Source organism: Citrobacter sp. Cpa228, from assembly GCF_030333085.1.
GTDB lineage: Bacteria > Pseudomonadota > Gammaproteobacteria > Enterobacterales > Enterobacteriaceae > Citrobacter > Citrobacter pasteurii.
Genome location: NZ_JAOWGQ010000031.1, coordinates 91,611 through 106,411 on the forward strand (window position 1 = coordinate 91,611; position 14,801 = coordinate 106,411).

Annotated in this window: 15 protein-coding genes; 11 read left to right on the forward strand and 4 right to left on the reverse strand. The window is 53.8% G+C overall.

Translation table 11 applies throughout. The features are described 5' to 3' along the window. The 8 genes from OGX91_RS01635 to agp all read left to right on the forward strand — a co-directional run bounded on the left by OGX91_RS01635 (nt 1) and on the right by agp (nt 7,037). Nucleotides 1-1,284, forward strand: a complete 1,284-nt coding sequence (locus OGX91_RS01635) for an ABC transporter permease (RefSeq protein ID WP_040231843.1) — start codon at nt 1-3, stop codon at nt 1,282-1,284. Further along, nucleotides 1,274-2,404 (forward strand): ABC transporter permease, encoded by a 1,131-nt coding sequence (locus OGX91_RS01640; RefSeq protein ID WP_040231844.1) that lies wholly within the window; start codon nt 1,274-1,276, stop codon nt 2,402-2,404. The genes OGX91_RS01635 and OGX91_RS01640 overlap by 11 nt, the downstream gene beginning before the upstream one ends. Before the next feature lie 4 nt (nt 2,405-2,408). Next, nucleotides 2,409-3,104 (forward strand): ABC transporter ATP-binding protein, encoded by a 696-nt coding sequence (locus OGX91_RS01645; RefSeq protein WP_048212087.1) that lies wholly within the window; start codon nt 2,409-2,411, stop codon nt 3,102-3,104. Further along, complete coding sequence (locus OGX91_RS01650; protein ID WP_005122129.1) at nt 3,091-3,576, forward strand: TlpA family protein disulfide reductase; 486 nt, start codon at nt 3,091-3,093, stop codon at nt 3,574-3,576. The genes OGX91_RS01645 and OGX91_RS01650 overlap by 14 nt, the downstream gene beginning before the upstream one ends. 24 nt (nt 3,577-3,600) lie before the next feature. Next, a complete protein-coding gene (locus OGX91_RS01655; protein WP_286625281.1) occupies nt 3,601-4,089 on the forward strand; it encodes a hypothetical protein in 489 nt (162 codons plus the stop codon). Nucleotides 4,090-4,175: 86 nt separating this feature from the next. Next, the gene (locus OGX91_RS01660; protein WP_155020881.1) at nt 4,176-4,931 is read left to right on the forward strand and encodes a sulfite exporter TauE/SafE family protein; all 756 of its coding nucleotides are present in this window, start codon (nt 4,176-4,178) and stop codon (nt 4,929-4,931) included. A gap of 68 nt (nt 4,932-4,999) precedes the next feature. Further along, complete coding sequence (locus OGX91_RS01665) at nt 5,000-5,707, forward strand: ArsR/SmtB family transcription factor (protein ID WP_005122123.1); 708 nt, start codon at nt 5,000-5,002, stop codon at nt 5,705-5,707. Between the two features lie 88 nt (nt 5,708-5,795). Beyond that, nucleotides 5,796-7,037, forward strand: a complete 1,242-nt coding sequence (agp, locus tag OGX91_RS01670) for a bifunctional glucose-1-phosphatase/inositol phosphatase (protein ID WP_040231846.1) — start codon at nt 5,796-5,798, stop codon at nt 7,035-7,037. A gap of 37 nt (nt 7,038-7,074) precedes the next feature. On the opposite strand, the gene OGX91_RS01675 is transcribed toward agp, so the two are convergent. Together OGX91_RS01675 and wrbA are read right to left on the reverse strand one after the other, a co-directional pair. Then, complete coding sequence (locus OGX91_RS01675) at nt 7,075-7,302, reverse strand: YccJ family protein (RefSeq protein WP_001143127.1); 228 nt, start codon at nt 7,300-7,302, stop codon at nt 7,075-7,077. Between the two features lie 20 nt (nt 7,303-7,322). Then, nucleotides 7,323-7,919: an NAD(P)H:quinone oxidoreductase gene (wrbA, locus tag OGX91_RS01680; protein WP_003832057.1), complete on the reverse strand. Its 597-nt coding sequence runs from the start codon at nt 7,917-7,919 to the stop codon at nt 7,323-7,325. A gap of 385 nt (nt 7,920-8,304) precedes the next feature. Between wrbA and OGX91_RS01685 the strand changes: the two genes are divergently transcribed. The 3 genes from OGX91_RS01685 (at nt 8,305) to rutR (ending at nt 10,252) form a co-directional block, all read left to right on the forward strand. Then, nucleotides 8,305-8,478, forward strand: coding sequence for a con-10 family general stress protein (locus tag OGX91_RS01685; RefSeq protein WP_003036022.1), 174 nt, complete (start codon nt 8,305-8,307; stop codon nt 8,476-8,478). A gap of 162 nt (nt 8,479-8,640) precedes the next feature. Then, nucleotides 8,641-9,555, forward strand: a complete 915-nt coding sequence (locus OGX91_RS01690; protein ID WP_155020884.1) for a DMT family transporter — start codon at nt 8,641-8,643, stop codon at nt 9,553-9,555. A 58-nt stretch (nt 9,556-9,613) separates the two neighbouring features. Continuing rightward, nucleotides 9,614-10,252: an HTH-type transcriptional regulator RutR gene (gene rutR, locus OGX91_RS01695; RefSeq protein ID WP_005122118.1), complete on the forward strand. Its 639-nt coding sequence runs from the start codon at nt 9,614-9,616 to the stop codon at nt 10,250-10,252. On the opposite strand, the gene OGX91_RS01700 is transcribed toward rutR, so the two are convergent. Together OGX91_RS01700 and putA are read right to left on the reverse strand one after the other, a co-directional pair. Then, entirely contained in the window at nt 10,249-10,644 is a 396-nt protein-coding gene (locus OGX91_RS01700) for a lysozyme inhibitor LprI family protein (protein WP_005122117.1), read from the reverse strand. The two genes, rutR and OGX91_RS01700, sit on opposite strands and share 4 nt — an antisense overlap. A 58-nt stretch (nt 10,645-10,702) precedes the next feature. Then, a complete protein-coding gene (gene putA, locus OGX91_RS01705; RefSeq protein WP_286625283.1) occupies nt 10,703-14,665 on the reverse strand; it encodes a trifunctional transcriptional regulator/proline dehydrogenase/L-glutamate gamma-semialdehyde dehydrogenase in 3,963 nt (1,320 codons plus the stop codon). Nucleotides 14,666-14,801: the final 136 nt, after the last annotated feature.

A 14,801-nucleotide genomic window follows, 5' to 3' on the forward strand; every position in this document is an offset into this window, starting at 1 on the left:
ATGCTGTGGCGAATGTTACGACAATCCTGGGGGCGTAATCTCCGACGCAAGGGGCTGGCTATTATGACCGTCTTTCTTGCATCCAGCCTGATCTCCGCCCTGCTGGCGGTGTCGATTGATATTGGCGATAAAATGTCCAGAGAGTTGAAGTCCTATGGTGCCAATATTTTGATTGAACCTGCCGGACAGGCGGCGCTGCCTGCACTTTTCAGTGAAAACAGTAATCCACTATCAGGACAGGATTTCCTTGATGAAGCGGAACTCCCCAACATTAAGGATATCTTCTGGCGCAACAACATTGTCGGCTTTGCCCCTATGCTTGGCGGTGGTGTCGACGTTAACAGCAAAGAAGTACGTATTCTCGGCACCTTCTTCAGCCAACCGGTAGATATTCCAGATGAAGAAGGGTTTGAGACGGGGCAAAAAACGGTAAGCCCGTTCTGGCAAGTGACTGGCGACTGGCCGCAAGAGCCTGCTGGTGATGCTCCTCAAACACTGGTAGGGCATGCGTTGGCACGACAAACGGGCTGGAAGCCAGGCGATCAACTGGTGATCCGTACCAGTAATACAACGTTGAATGTGACCGTCAGCGGCATCCTCTCCAGCGGCGGGGATGAGGATAACCAACTGGTTATGCCGTTGAGCACGGCGCAAACGTTGCTGGGTCTACCCGGCAAAGTGCAGGCCATTCGTGTCTCGGCGCTGACGGTGCCGGAAAATGAGTTGTCGCGCCGGGCGCGTGAAAATCTTGATGCACTGAATGCTGAAGAGTATGACCTTTGGTACTGCACAGCCTATGTCTCGTCCATTGCTCATCAACTGGAGGAGGCTATTTCCGGTGCAGAAGTTCGCCCTGTATGGCAGGTTGCCGCATCTGAGGGGGTTGTAATCGATAAAATTCAGTTGCTGATGGCAGTCGTGACCGTCGCAGCACTGGCAGCTTCGGCTATGGGAATCGCGTCACTGATGACCAGCACCATTATGGAGCGCGCTAAAGAGATCGGCCTGATGAAGGCGCTTGGCGCGCATCAGTGGCAAATCATGCTGTTGTTCTATCTTGAAGCCGCGTCCAGTGGACTGGCCGGAGGGGCATTGGGATGTGTTGCTGGATGGGGAATGGCGAAAGCGATTGGCCTGATGCTATTTGATGCGCCATTGAATTTTGCCTGGATTGTGGTGCCATGTGTATTGGTTATTGCGGTCCTTATTGCCCTGATTGGCACCTGGTTCCCGGCCCGCCGTATTGCCCGCCTGTATCCTGTGGAGGTGCTGTATGGCCGCTAAACGTACCATGCTCTGGCTACTGGTATGGCGGGCGCTGCGTCTGCGTTTTCAGCGAGTTAGCGTAGTATTTGCCGCATTGATGGTCGGGGCGACCATTGTGACCGCACTATCTGCGGTGTGGTTCGACATCAATACCAAAATGAGTGAAGAATTGCGAACCTTTGGCGCAAATTTCTACATCGGGCCTGGCCATGGCTCCAGCATGCCGCAGCAAGCGTTGCAGACTATTTTAGATCAGGCACCGCAAGGCCTGGTTCACGGAGCCAGTCCTTGGCTTTACGGTATGGCGCGTACCGAGCTGGAGAAGGTGGTGATTGTCGGCGTGTGGTTTGAATCCTTGCAAAAGCTGGTGCCGTACTGGCAGGTTCAGGGGAGTTGGATTGGTGTCAGCTTTGACGATCGCAATGCGATGATTGGCGTCAAATTGGCGGAGCGTCTTAACGTCCAGCCTGGCGATAACATCACCCTGGTGGATCACAATCAGCGCAAAAACTTACAGATAAAAGGCATTGTTGAAGCCGGTGATGCGACAGATAACATGCTAATTGTGAGTCTTGATGTGGCGCAGGCGTGGTTGCATCAGCCCGGTAAAATTAGCCATGGGCTGCTGAGTGTCAGTAACGATGTCGGTCAGGTGGAAAACTATGCCAGCCGATTGCAGGCTCAATACCCGGATCTGGAGATCCGTCCAATACGGAAAGTCTCCGCTTCAGAAGGACAGGTACTGGATAAAATAAAAGGGTTAATGGGGCTGGTATCGGTTGTGATCCTTGCGCTGTCCTCTTTGTGCGTGAATACCACGTTGATGGCCATTGTGGGTGAGCGGGCCAGGGAATTTGCGCTGCAAAAAGCGTTGGGAGCCAGCAACGGTGATATTGTCCGGCAAATTCTCCTCGAAACCTGCATTATCGCGCTGGCTGCAGTGGTTTGTGGGTGGATCTTAGGGTACATGTTGGCCCAACTACTGGGGCTGACCGTATTCAATGCCGCAATATCGCTACGCTGGCCAGTGCTGCCCGTCACCCTGACATTATCTTTACTGGTCGCCATTCTGGCGGCGATTGTTCCGGTCCGTCGCGCGGTTAGCGTCGAACCCGCAAAAGTGTTGAAAGGAGAGTAACGCCATGTCCGTTGTGCAGACCCCGTCAATGGCGATTGAAACCCGCCATTTATATAAACGGTTCGGCGATGTTACCGCCTTAGATGACATCAACCTGCAAATAGTGCAGGGGGAGTTTGTCGCGATTATGGGCGCTTCTGGTTCGGGTAAAACGACGCTGATGAATATTCTGACCTGCCTGGACACCGCGACAGAAGGTCAGGTGTTTTTAGATGGGATTGATGCTGCCGCACTGGATGAAGAGGGGCGTCGCCGTTTTCGCGCTGAGAAAATAGGGTTGGTATTCCAGCAGTTTCATTTGATCCCGTTTTTAACCGCGCTGGAGAATATCATGCTGGCGCAACACTACCATAGCGTGGTAGATGAAGCGGCGGCCAGAAAGGTTCTGGAACAAGTCGGTCTTGGGCATCGAGTAACGCACCTGCCGAGTCAACTTTCTGGGGGGGAGCAGCAGCGGGTGTGCATTGCCCGGGCGCTGGTCAATGAGCCGCCGGTGATTTTTGCCGATGAACCTACGGGTAACCTCGATGAAGAGAATGAACAGCGGGTGTTGGATCTACTCACTGACCTGCATCGGCAGGGGCGCACGATTGTGATGGTGACGCATAATCCGGCGCTGGGGTTATTTGCCGATCGTATTATCCGTTTGCAACATGGCAAATATCAGGGTGAGGAGGCTAATCAACATGCGCTGGATTAACGTATTAACTTTCGCCATTTTGGTTCTGATTAGTGGATGTAAAGAAGAAAAGTTGGTGGTTGGGCAGCAAGCCCCGGCGCTGGCAACATTCGACCTGCAGGGGGGAGAAGCTGGGCTTGAACGCTGGCGTGGAAAGGCTGTTTATCTAAACTTTTGGTCGGCGGGATGCGGTGGCTGTCTTGCCGAAATGGACGCGCTGGAAGCGTTAAGTAAAAAGTGGGGCGATAACGTTGTGGTCGTGGCTGTGAATACCGATCCGGCGACGGTTAACATAGATGACTTACTGGTGAAACATCAGGTTTCTTATCCGGTACTCCGCGATCAGCTTAAGATTTCCCAGGAGCGCTATCAGGTCATCGGCACGCCAACCTCGGTGTTAATTGACAGGGACGGTCGCGTGCTGGAATTACACCAGGGGATGCGGAAACCGCCTGAGTTAGATGCAACGTTTGCGCGACTGGCCGCCCGATGAACGCGATACAAAGAGAAACGCTATATGGCATTCAGGTGGAATAAAGAAAGTCTGGCCGTCCTGCGTGAAAACGCAGGCGTTCTCACGACGGAGCAGATTGCGGGGATGCTTCGCACTAATATTACGGTTGTGCGCAATATGGCGTATCGACTGAAACTCAGCCTGCGGGTATCCGCCTACAATCAAAAACGTATTGAGCAGGTACAAACTCTCTATACGTCTTCTGAACCACTAAATCTGAAAGAGATTGCTGCAAAAACTGGACTGACATTCAGTACGGTGCAATACATTGTGTATGTGAAATTAAAAAGTAAACCCTATACCAAACGGGAATACGTTTCCTTTGAAACTGATGATGCGGTTCATTATCGGATACAACGAGAGTTCATTGATACTGAGCGTTCCCTTTTACACAACATCCCAGATAACACGCGCTTTCATCAATTGTATCTGATAGACGGAACCTTATATTGTGCACGTAATATCCGCAGCGAAGTGATTATCTGCGAATAATTGGATGGCATATTTCGTCACCCGACGAAGCAAGTATTCATAGTCGCGTTTAACCTGGCTTATCTTTTTTTGTGGGAAAATAAAGAATGGCCAATGTATACGCATTTGAATCCTCCCTGGTGATGATGATTACCGTCACGTTTGTCCTCGCCGGGATGGTGAAAGGTGTCACCGGTATGGGGCTGCCCACCGTGGCGATGGGGATCCTCGGATCGCTTATTTCACCGGTTGCGGCGGCGGCCATGCTGCTGTTGCCTTCGCTGATCAGTAATCTGTTTCAGTTTGGCGGTGGCGGAAATACGCGTCAATTGCTCAAACGGCTGTGGCCTATGCTGCTGGCGGTGGTGATTGCCACTTTGCTTGCCAGTGTCTGGATCACCGGGGGCGACACAACCCGGACCCAGTTTGCGCTTGGCATGGCACTGGTTGCCTATGCCCTCTGGACGCTGGCGGGAAAGAAAATTGCGGTGGCCCCGCAGCGTGAAAAACCCTTTTCCCTTGTCATTGGATTCGTGACCGGTTTATTGACGGGGGGAACGGGGGTATTTGTGATGCCCGCCGTGCCATGGATCCAGTCTTTGGGCTTTGAAAAGGATGAACTGGTGCAGGCGCTTGGCATTTCGTTTACGTTTTCGACGCTGGCGTTAGCACTGGGTTTGTGGTGGCACGATGCGTTACCTGTTCAGTCCCTGAGTTTATCGACATTTGCCATTCTTCCTGCGCTACTGGGACAGTGGATAGGGACTCGTGTGCGGCGAGTGATTTCTCCTGTGGTGTTTAAACGCTGTTTTCTGTTCTGTCTGGTGGGGTTGGGCGTGGAGATGATGCTGCGCGCCGCGTAAGTCTCACTGTGACTTTACGCCAGTTTCATGCCATCGTTAATTCAGAGAGCAACGCCAAAGGAGACGCTATGGCATCGGTGATACTGCACGAAGAAGAGGGTGAACTGGAGTCGCGAATGGCGCTTACTGCGGCAGTGATGGCGGATAAATCGCGTTCGCGTATGCTGTGTGCTTTGATGGATGGGCGCGCCTGGACCGCAACCGAACTTAGCGCCGTGGCGGACGTGTCAGCCTCGACGGCCAGCGCGCATCTGGCGCGTTTGTGTGAACAACGCTTTGTTGTGGCGCTTGCGCAGGGCAGGCATCGTTATTTTCGCCTGGCAGGTTCCGATATCGCCGAACTGCTGGAGCGCCTGATGGGCGTGGCGTGGAGCACATCCGTACCACGAAAAATTACTACGCCGCTAAGCTTGCGGCATGCCAGAACCTGCTACGATCATCTGGCTGGAGAAGTGGCGGTAAGGCTGTTCGATACGCTGGTTTCCCGCCAGTGGTTAACGTCGGATGGCGAAACGCTGACGTCACTTGGACGGGAAAAGCTGGCGCAGATGGGGATTGTCCTCACTGCTGGCTCATCCCGGCGGAAATTAACCTGTGGCTGTCTGGACTGGAGTGAGCGACGTTATCATCCCGGCGGCGTGCTCGGCGCCACGCTGCTGAGCTGGTTTAGCGAACAGAAGTGGCTTAAAACGCAGACAGGCAGCCGCCACGTTACCTTTACCCCACTTGGTGTGCGCAAACTTCAAACGGAGTTTGGCATCCAAACGACACGGTAGATTCCCCATTTTTGCGAAAGCGTTCCCGGAAAAATGTCATATATCTGTCACACTCTGTGGTGATTGATAACAACAAGAGGTCGTAGGGATGAAAAAATCGTTAATCGCCACCGCCGTGGCGGGGGCTGTATTGCTGTCAACGGCTGCACAGGCACAGACGGCACCGGAAGGTTATCAGCTTCAGCAAGTATTGATGATGAGTCGACATAACTTACGTGCACCTTTAGCCAATAATGGCAGCGTTCTCGAGCAGTCCACCCCCAAACAGTGGCCGGAGTGGGATGTCCCGGGCGGACAACTCACCACTAAAGGCGGCGTGCTGGAAATCTATATGGGTCATTACATGCGCGAATGGCTGGCAGAACAGGGCATGGTGAAATCCGGTGAATGTCCGGCACCGGGCACGGTTTACACCTATGCTAACAGTCTGCAGCGGACAGTAGCGACGGCGCAGTTTTTTGTCACGGGGGCTTTCCCGGGTTGTGACGTTGTGGTCCACCATCAGGAAAAAATGGGTACCATGGATCCCACTTTTAACCCGGTGATAACCGATGATTCCGCCGCATTCAGTCAGCAGGCCGTTCAGGCGATGGAGAAAGAGCGCGGCCACATGCAGCTCGACGACAGTTACCAACTGCTTGAGCAAATCACAAACTACCAAGACTCGCCGTCCTGCAAAGAAAAGCAGCAGTGTTCCCTGACCGATGCGAAAGACACATTCAGTGCGAAGTATCAGCAAGAGCCTGGTGTTTCCGGGCCTTTGAAGGTGGGGAATTCGCTGGTTGATGCCTTCACCTTGCAATATTACGAGGGCTTCCCGATGGACAAGGTTGCCTGGGGGGAGATCAAATCTGATCAACAGTGGAAGGTGCTGTCGAAGCTGAAAAATGGTTATCAGGACAGCCTGTTCACCTCTGCAGAAGTGGCGCAAAACGTCGCCAAACCGTTGGTCAAATATATCGACAATGCGTTGGTGACTGAACGGGCGAAAGCGCCGAAAATTACGGTGCTGGTGGGACATGACTCGAACATTGCCTCATTGCTTACGGCACTGGATTTTAAACCGTACCAGCTCCATGACCAGAACGAACGCACGCCGATTGGCGGTAAAATTGTCTTCCAGCGCTGGCATGACAGCAACACAAACCGCGATCTGATGAAAATTGAGTATGTGTATCAGAGTGCGCAGCAGTTGAGAAATGCGGAGGTTCTGACGCTCAAATCCCCGGCCCAACGTGTGACGTTGGAACTGAAAGGCTGTCCGATTGATGCTAATGGCTTTTGCCCTGTTGACAAGTTCGACAGCGTGTTGAATGAGGCGGCGAAGTAAAAGAAAAATCCCCCGCGAGCGCGGGGGAGTCAGAGCGCTAGACGTTTTTGCGTTCGATAGTCTGTTCACCCCAAAAGAGCGAATCTTTGTCTGTTTTCTCAAAGGCTTTGATGAGTACCTCGTCGCTACCTTCTTCCCAAATTTTTTCCGCCAGTTTCTCGTCATAATTCGCGACTTCAAAAATGGCTTCGGCTATTTCTGGCGATGTGTTGCGCAGACTTGCCCATTCGCCGACGCGATGGGCTTTCGCTTCTTGAGTTGGCATTCGAATCCTCCTGTTGAAGATTAGCCGTTGAGTTTTACTGCCAGACCTGCGACATACTCACCCTGATAGCGGGCGATAGATAACTCTTCCTGACTTGGTTGTCGGGAGCCGTCACCCCCGGCAATGGTGGTTGCGCCGTACGGCGTACCGCCACGAACTTGTGAGACATCAAACAGTTCTTGCGCCGCATATCCAATGGGAACAATCACCATCCCGTGGTGGGCTAGTGTTGTCCAGGTTGATGTAATGGTTTGTTCCTGACCGCCGCCAGTGCCTGTTGAGCTGAATACGCTGGCGAGTTTGCCGTAAAGGCCGCCAGATGCCCACAGTCCGCCGGTCTGATCCAGGAAGGTACGCATCTGACCTGACATGTTGCCAAAGCGCGTGGGGGTACCAAAAATAATGGCGTCGTAATCAGCCAGTTCCTGCGGGGTTGCGACTGGTGCGTTTTGTGTTTTACCGCCTGCTTTCAGGAAGATTTCAGGCTGCATTGTCTCTGGCACACGCTTAATAATGACTTCCGCGCCATCTACCTTATTTGCGCCTTCTGCGACTGCATGGGCCATGGTTTCAATGTGTCCGTACATGGAATAATAAAGCACCAGAACTTTTGCCATTTTACACTACTCCTCGAGTTAACCGTGTCCGTAGCGATTCGCTACCTCCCTTTAAAGATATGACGTACGGCCAGGAGTGCAAATTTCACAATCACTTCTTTGATTTATAACAATTTTTATAACAACTGTTTTTGTTGCAAAATGATACATTTTTAACCTGGCGGAATTTGGTAACCATAAGAAAGACTTATTGATTTCATACTGCGATTATTAACATCTTGCGGCCATTCCTGTTGCAGAATATTACAGTTCGCCGGTTATCCGGTTACTCTTCACTATGCTTAATCCCACGCAGTAAAAATCAGGGCACGGCCCATGCGCTGCGTGAGGTATCACTCCTCAGTACCTATGCAATATGATGGCTAATCAATGACGGAGGTCAGTAATGGCAAACCATCGGGGCGGTTCCGGCAACTTTGCGGAAGACCGTGAAAGAGCATCAGAAGCAGGTCGAAAAGGTGGCCAGCACAGCGGGGGCAACTTCAAGAATGACCCGCAACGCGCTTCAGAAGCAGGCAAAAAAGGGGGCAAGAATAGTCACGGCAATAACAAATCGTAATTGTCGGGCTGTCTGTTAGAGATATCGTGACGGCTGAGTGTTCAGAGACAGACGTTACGTCGCCACCGCCGCCGGGTCGTTCCGGCGGTTTTTTTTGTCTGCAAGGTTGAACTGTAACAAAACGCAACGCAGACTAATGACATTCAGCTAATCGGGTGTCTCATGTCATTACTTTCTCGTTATTCCTTCTCTGTTAAACCTCAGGAGGCGATCCTCATTGTGATCACCATGTTCTGGGGTGGCACGTTTCTGGCGGTGCAATATGCCGTTACCCTGAGCGGACCTTTTTTCTTTGTTGGCGTGCGTTTTGCCACTGCTGCGCTGGCGGTCGCGCTTTTGTCGTTACGCACATTGCATAAGTTAACGTGGCTGGAATTCAAAGCAGGCGTGGCAATCGGTATCGCCATTGCGCTGGGCTATAGTCTGCAAACCTGGGGACTACAATTTATTCCCAGCAGTAAATCGGCGTTTATCACCGCGATGTACGTGCCGCTGGTACCGCTGTTGCAGTGGTTGTGTCTGGGACGAATGCCTGGGGTGATGCCGTGCGTCGGTATTGTGTTGGCCTTTATCGGACTGATATTTCTTGCCGGGCCGGATGGCAATTTACTGGCGCTCGGCGAAGGGGAGTGGATCACGCTGGTGGGTGCGGTGGCGATAGCGGCAGAAATTATCCTGATCAGCGCATGGGCTGGAAAAGTGGATGTGCGGCGGGTCACGGTGGTGCAACTGGCAACCGCTTCGGTGGTGGCGTTTATTGCGATGGGGCCCGCAGGTGAGTCGGTTCCTCCCATGTCGACAGGCTTGCTGGTCGTGGCATTAGGATTGGGCATTTTTAGCGCGATTATCCAGGTTACCATGAACTGGGCGCAGCGCAGCGTTTCGCCGACACGCGCAACGGTAATCTATACCGGTGAGCCTGTATGGGCGGGGATTTTTGGACGACTTGCAGGAGAACGCCTGCCGCTGCTTGCTCTGTTGGGGGCGGCATTCATTATCATTGGCGTACTGGTCAGCGAACTGAAGTTCAAAAAGAAGAAAGCCGTCCAGCAGGAGGCTCCGCCCGAGTCGCTTTAATTTAACGTTTCAGTGTGCGATTTGTTATGCTGGCGCGCTCAGAACAAGGAGAGGGTGCATGGCTCAAGGCGCAGAGAAAAAAACAGGTAAACGCTCGCAGGCCGTGAGTGCAAAACGCCAGGCTATCTTAACCGCGGCATTAAATGTCTTTTCCCAGTATGGGATTCATGGCACGCGTCTGGAGCAGATTGCGGAACTGGCGGGAGTGTCTAAAACGAATCTGCTTTATTACTACCCTTCTAAAGAGGTGCTCTATATTGCCGTATTACGCCAGATCCTCGCTGTCTGGCTGGCGCCGTTGAAGGCCTTTCGCGAGGACTTTGCACCGCTGGTGGCGATTAAAGAGTACATCCGACTCAAACTGGAAGTGTCCCGCGATTATCCTCAGGCATCGCGACTGTTTTGTATGGAAATGCTGGCAGGCGCGCCGTTGTTGATGACGGAGTTAACGGGCGATCTCAAAACGCTGATTGATGAGAAATCCGCGCTGATTGCCGGGTGGGTCAGTAGTGGAAAACTGGCACCGGTTGACCCACATCATCTGATTTTTATGATTTGGGCTTCAACGCAACACTACGCCGATTTTGCCCCACAGGTGGAGGCGGTGACGGGCGCAACGCTGCGTGATGAAGCCTTTTTTAACCAAACCGTTGAGAGCGTACAGCGGATGATTATTGAAGGGATCCGCGTGCGTTAACCTGCCGGCGGTAACGGGCAGCTTAAATCACCCTCTTCGCACTGTAAGAGCGAGGCGAGAAATGCTTCTCGCTCGTTGGTTTTGTCCGTTAAACACTGGCTGGTGATCATCGATTGTATGCTGCCGCCTTCCGTGCCTGAACTGATCAATGCGCAGTCTGCATCGCGCAGGGTAATCCATGCGACTTGTGCTTTTTTCAGTAAATCACGTTGGGTGGGGGCGGCGCGCTTCAGTGCATTCTGATAAGTATCATTTAGCTTTGCGTCGGCCGTCTTATACTGCTCCGCGGCGCAGGTATTCATTTCAATCTGGTTGTTTGCGTTGGCGCAGTCATCCGCCAGTGCGTGACTGCTTAGCAGCAGTGCTGCACAGGTCAGTACAATTCGTTTCATGCTTCCCTCTGGCTTCATAAAAAAGGCTCCGTTGCCGGAGCCCTAATTAACCACAACCTTAACCGATTGTCATCAGGCTGGCGTTCCCTCCGGCAGCGGCGGTATTGACGCTCAGGGAACGTTCAATGTACAGCCTCTCCAGCAGAATATTGCTTTCGCCACGGGCAAAGCCCTGGACCGAGACAATCGCCCCTTCGCGGGCTGCCACAGATTCGCACAATGCGCGCAGCTGATCGGAATCGCCGTGGAAAATAACGGCATCAAACGGCTGTGAGGTGATGTTGTCCGCTTTGGCAAACTGAATACGCCCGGAAACCGCAGTTGGCAGACGTTTTGCCAGGTCGCGATGGAATGCATCATCAGGCCACAGGATTAAGCTACCTACGGAAGCCACCGCGGCAACCTGTACCAGTGCATCCTGCTCATCATCGGCGATACACAGCACGCGTTCGCGCGGCAACAGCGTCCAGGTATTGCGCTCGCCGGTTGGTCCTGGCAGCAGACGCTGGGTACCGGCCTGTGCCAGTTCGCCAAACTGCTGGCAGAGCGCATGCAGCGACGGGCGATCGATTGCCCATGCGGTGAGCGCTTCCAGCGGTTGAATCAGCGCTGATTTAAGCTGTGCATCGACAGGGTAGTCTGCATCCTGACGCGCAAGCGTAATGCCTAACGCATTTTCCGGACGGTTAGCCAGCAGGCGGTACAGATACAGCGGTCCACCCGCTTTTGGCCCGGTGCCTGACAAGCCTTCGCCACCGAATGGCTGCACGCCGACCACGGCACCGACCATATTGCGGTTAACGTACAGGTTACCTACATGTGCCGCTCCCGTGACCTGGGCGATGGTTTCATCGATACGGGTGTGCACGCCCAACGTCAGGCCGTAGCCGGAGGCATTAATTTGCTCAATCAGACTGCCCAGATTGTTCCGGGTGTAACGCACGACGTGCAACACCGGGCCGAATACCTCTTTTTGTAGCTCATCAAAGCTTTCCAGCTCAATCAACGTTGGTGCAATAAAGGTCCCGGTTTGCCATTCACGCGCATCGTCGCTGTTTTCACGCACGGCCTGGAATACCGGACGTCCTTTGGCACGCATGGCCTGAATATGACGTTCAATATTGGCTTTGGCTTCTTCATCAATAACTGGACCGATATCGGTGGTCAGGCGGCCAGGGTTGCCCATGCGGCATTCCGCCATGGCGCCGCGCAGCATTTTCAGCGTATGGTCGGCAATATCATCCTGCAGGCACAGGACGCGCAGTGCCGAGCAACGCTGTCCGGCGCTGTCAAACGCAGAGGCCAACACGTCGACCACGACCTGTTCCGTCAACGCGGAGGAGTCGACAATCATTGCGTTCATCCCACCGGTTTCGGCGATAAGCGGGATTGGACGCCCTTGAGCATCAAGGCGGGTCGCGATATTGCGTTGTAACAGCGTGGCGACTTCAGTGGAGCCGGTAAACATCACGCCGCGAACGCGTTCATCGGAAGTGAGCTGCGCCCCGACGGTTTCACCCTGACCGGGCAGCAGTTGCACCACGCCCGCCGGTACACCGGCTTCGAGTAAAATCGCGATGCCCTGGGCGGCAATCAGCGGGGTTTGCTCCGCAGGTTTTGCCAGCACGCTATTACCTGCTGCCAGTGCAGCCGCAATTTGTCCACTGAAAATGGCCAGTGGGAAGTTCCACGGGCTGATACAGACCACCGGGCCGAGCGGACGATGCGTTTCGTTGTCGAAATCGTCACGAACCTGGCCGGCATAGTAGTGCAGGAAGTCGACAGCTTCGCGAACTTCCGCAATGGCGTTGCTGAAGGTTTTACCCGCTTCGCGCACCAGGATGCCTATCAACTGCTGCATCTGACCTTCCATCAGCACGGCGGCACGATGCAAAATAGCGGCGCGCTCTTGTGGCGGTGTAGCAAACCAGATAGGGGCATTATTAACGGCGTTCTGTAGCGCCTGCTCCACTTCAGCGTGAGTCGCTTCTCGCACGTAGCCCACAATGTCTTTCGGCTCAGCCGGGTTGACGACTGGCGTCATTTCACCGTCAGCGACCGGTTGTTCGAGCATTGGTTTGGCGTGCCATTTTTGCAGCGCACTGTTGAGCAGGGCAGAGGACAGCGAGGCCAGGCGGTGTTCATTTGCTAAATCCAGCCCTGCGGAGTTTTCGCGGCCTTTGCCATACAGGTTTCGCGGCAGGGCAATCTTCGGATGTGGCAGCCCGGCCTGACCTTCCTGCTGCGCCAGTTTTTCAACGGCTTCGACCGGGCAGGCAACCAGTTCATCCAGTGGTAGGGTAGTGTCCGCAATACGGTTGACGAACGAGGTGTTGGCGCCGTTTTCCAGCAGGCGACGAACCAGGTAAGCCAGCAGCGTTTCGTGCGTGCCGACCGGCGCATAAATACGGCATGGGCGGTTCAGTTTGCCATCGGCAACTTTGCCGGTGACCTGCTCATACAGCGGTTCGCCCATGCCGTGCAGGCACTGGAACTCATACTGACCTGGATAGTAGTTTTGACCCGCTAACTGATAAATGGCCGCCAGCGTATGGGCGTTGTGGGTGGCAAACTGCGGGTAGATCAGATTCGGTACCGCGAGCAGTTTTTTCGCACAGGCCAGATAGGAAACGTCGGTGTACACCTTGCGGGTATAGACCGGATAGCCTTCCAGACCGTCCATCTGCGCTCGTTTGATTTCACTATCCCAGTACGCACCTTTAACCAGACGGATCATCAGGCGACGGCGACTGCGGGTGGCCAGGTCGATCAGGTAGTCGATGACGTACGGGCAGCGCTTCTGGTAGGCCTGGATAACAAAGCCGATCCCGTTCCAGCCTGCCAGTTCGGGCTCAAAGCACAGTTTTTCCAGCAGATCGAGGGAGATCTCCAGTCGGTCGGCTTCTTCGGCGTCAATATTAATGCCGATGTCATACTGACGCGCCAGCAGGGTCAGCGACTTCAGACGTGGGTAAAGCTCATCCATCACGCGGTCATACTGCGCACGGCTGTATCGCGGGTGCAGTGCAGACAGTTTGATGGAGATCCCTGGGCCTTCATAAATACCGCGCCCGTTTGAGGCTTTACCAATGGCATGGATCGCCTGCTGGTAGGAGACCATATAGGCCTGGGCATCGGCGGCGGTCAGCGCGGCTTCACCCAGCATGTCATAAGAGTAGCGGAAACCTTTTTCTTCCAGTTTACGCGCGTTAGCCAGCGCTTCGGCGATAGTCTCTCCGGTGACGAACTGCTCGCCCATCAAGCGCATTGCCATGTCGACGCCTTTACGCACCAGCGGTTCACCGCTCTTGCCGATGATGCGGTTCAGCGAGCGTGAGAGGCTGGCTTCGTTATGGGTGGAGACCAGACGACCAGTAAACAACAATCCCCACGTTGCAGCGTTAACGAACAGAGACGGGCTGCGTCCGATGTGTGATTGCCAGTTGCCATTGCTGATTTTGTCGCGGATCAGCGCATCGCGGGTGGCTTTGTCGGGAATACGCAGTAGTGCTTCCGCCAGACACATCAGCGCGACGCCTTCCTGTGAGGAAAGGGAGAATTCCTGCAATAGTCCCTGGACCATGCCGGCACGTCCGCTGGCCGTCTTCTGGTTGCGCAGTTTATTTGCCAACTGATAGGCCAGTTTATGGGCCTGCTCGGCGATAGGTTGCGGCAGACGAGCCTGTTCCATCAACATTGGCACCGCGTCGGTTTCAGCGCGGCGATATGCCGCGGTAATGGCCGCACGGGAAACAGACTGCGGCAGGATCTGCTCGGCAAATTCAAGGAAAGGCTGGTGCGCTTCATTTTGTTGCGCAGTGGATTCCTCGCTCTCATTTGCCGCACCCGCCAGCAGGGCAGGCAGCTCCGGGAGCGCATCGTCATTTTCCAGTCTTTCGAGATAATTAAAGATGGCTTGCTTGATCAGCCAATGTGGCGTGCGATCGATTCGTGATGCTGCTGTTTTAATACGCTCGCGTGTGGCGTCATCCAGCTTAACCCCCATCGTGGTGGTTCCCATGCCGTTTACTCCTGTTGTACTGAAATACGGATCTGATAGTTACCGAGAAATATCCACTATGTTGCAACTTTGTGCAACCATGTTAAATGTGACCTGGTTTGCAAGCTTGGAAATGAATGAAATGTTAATAAATATG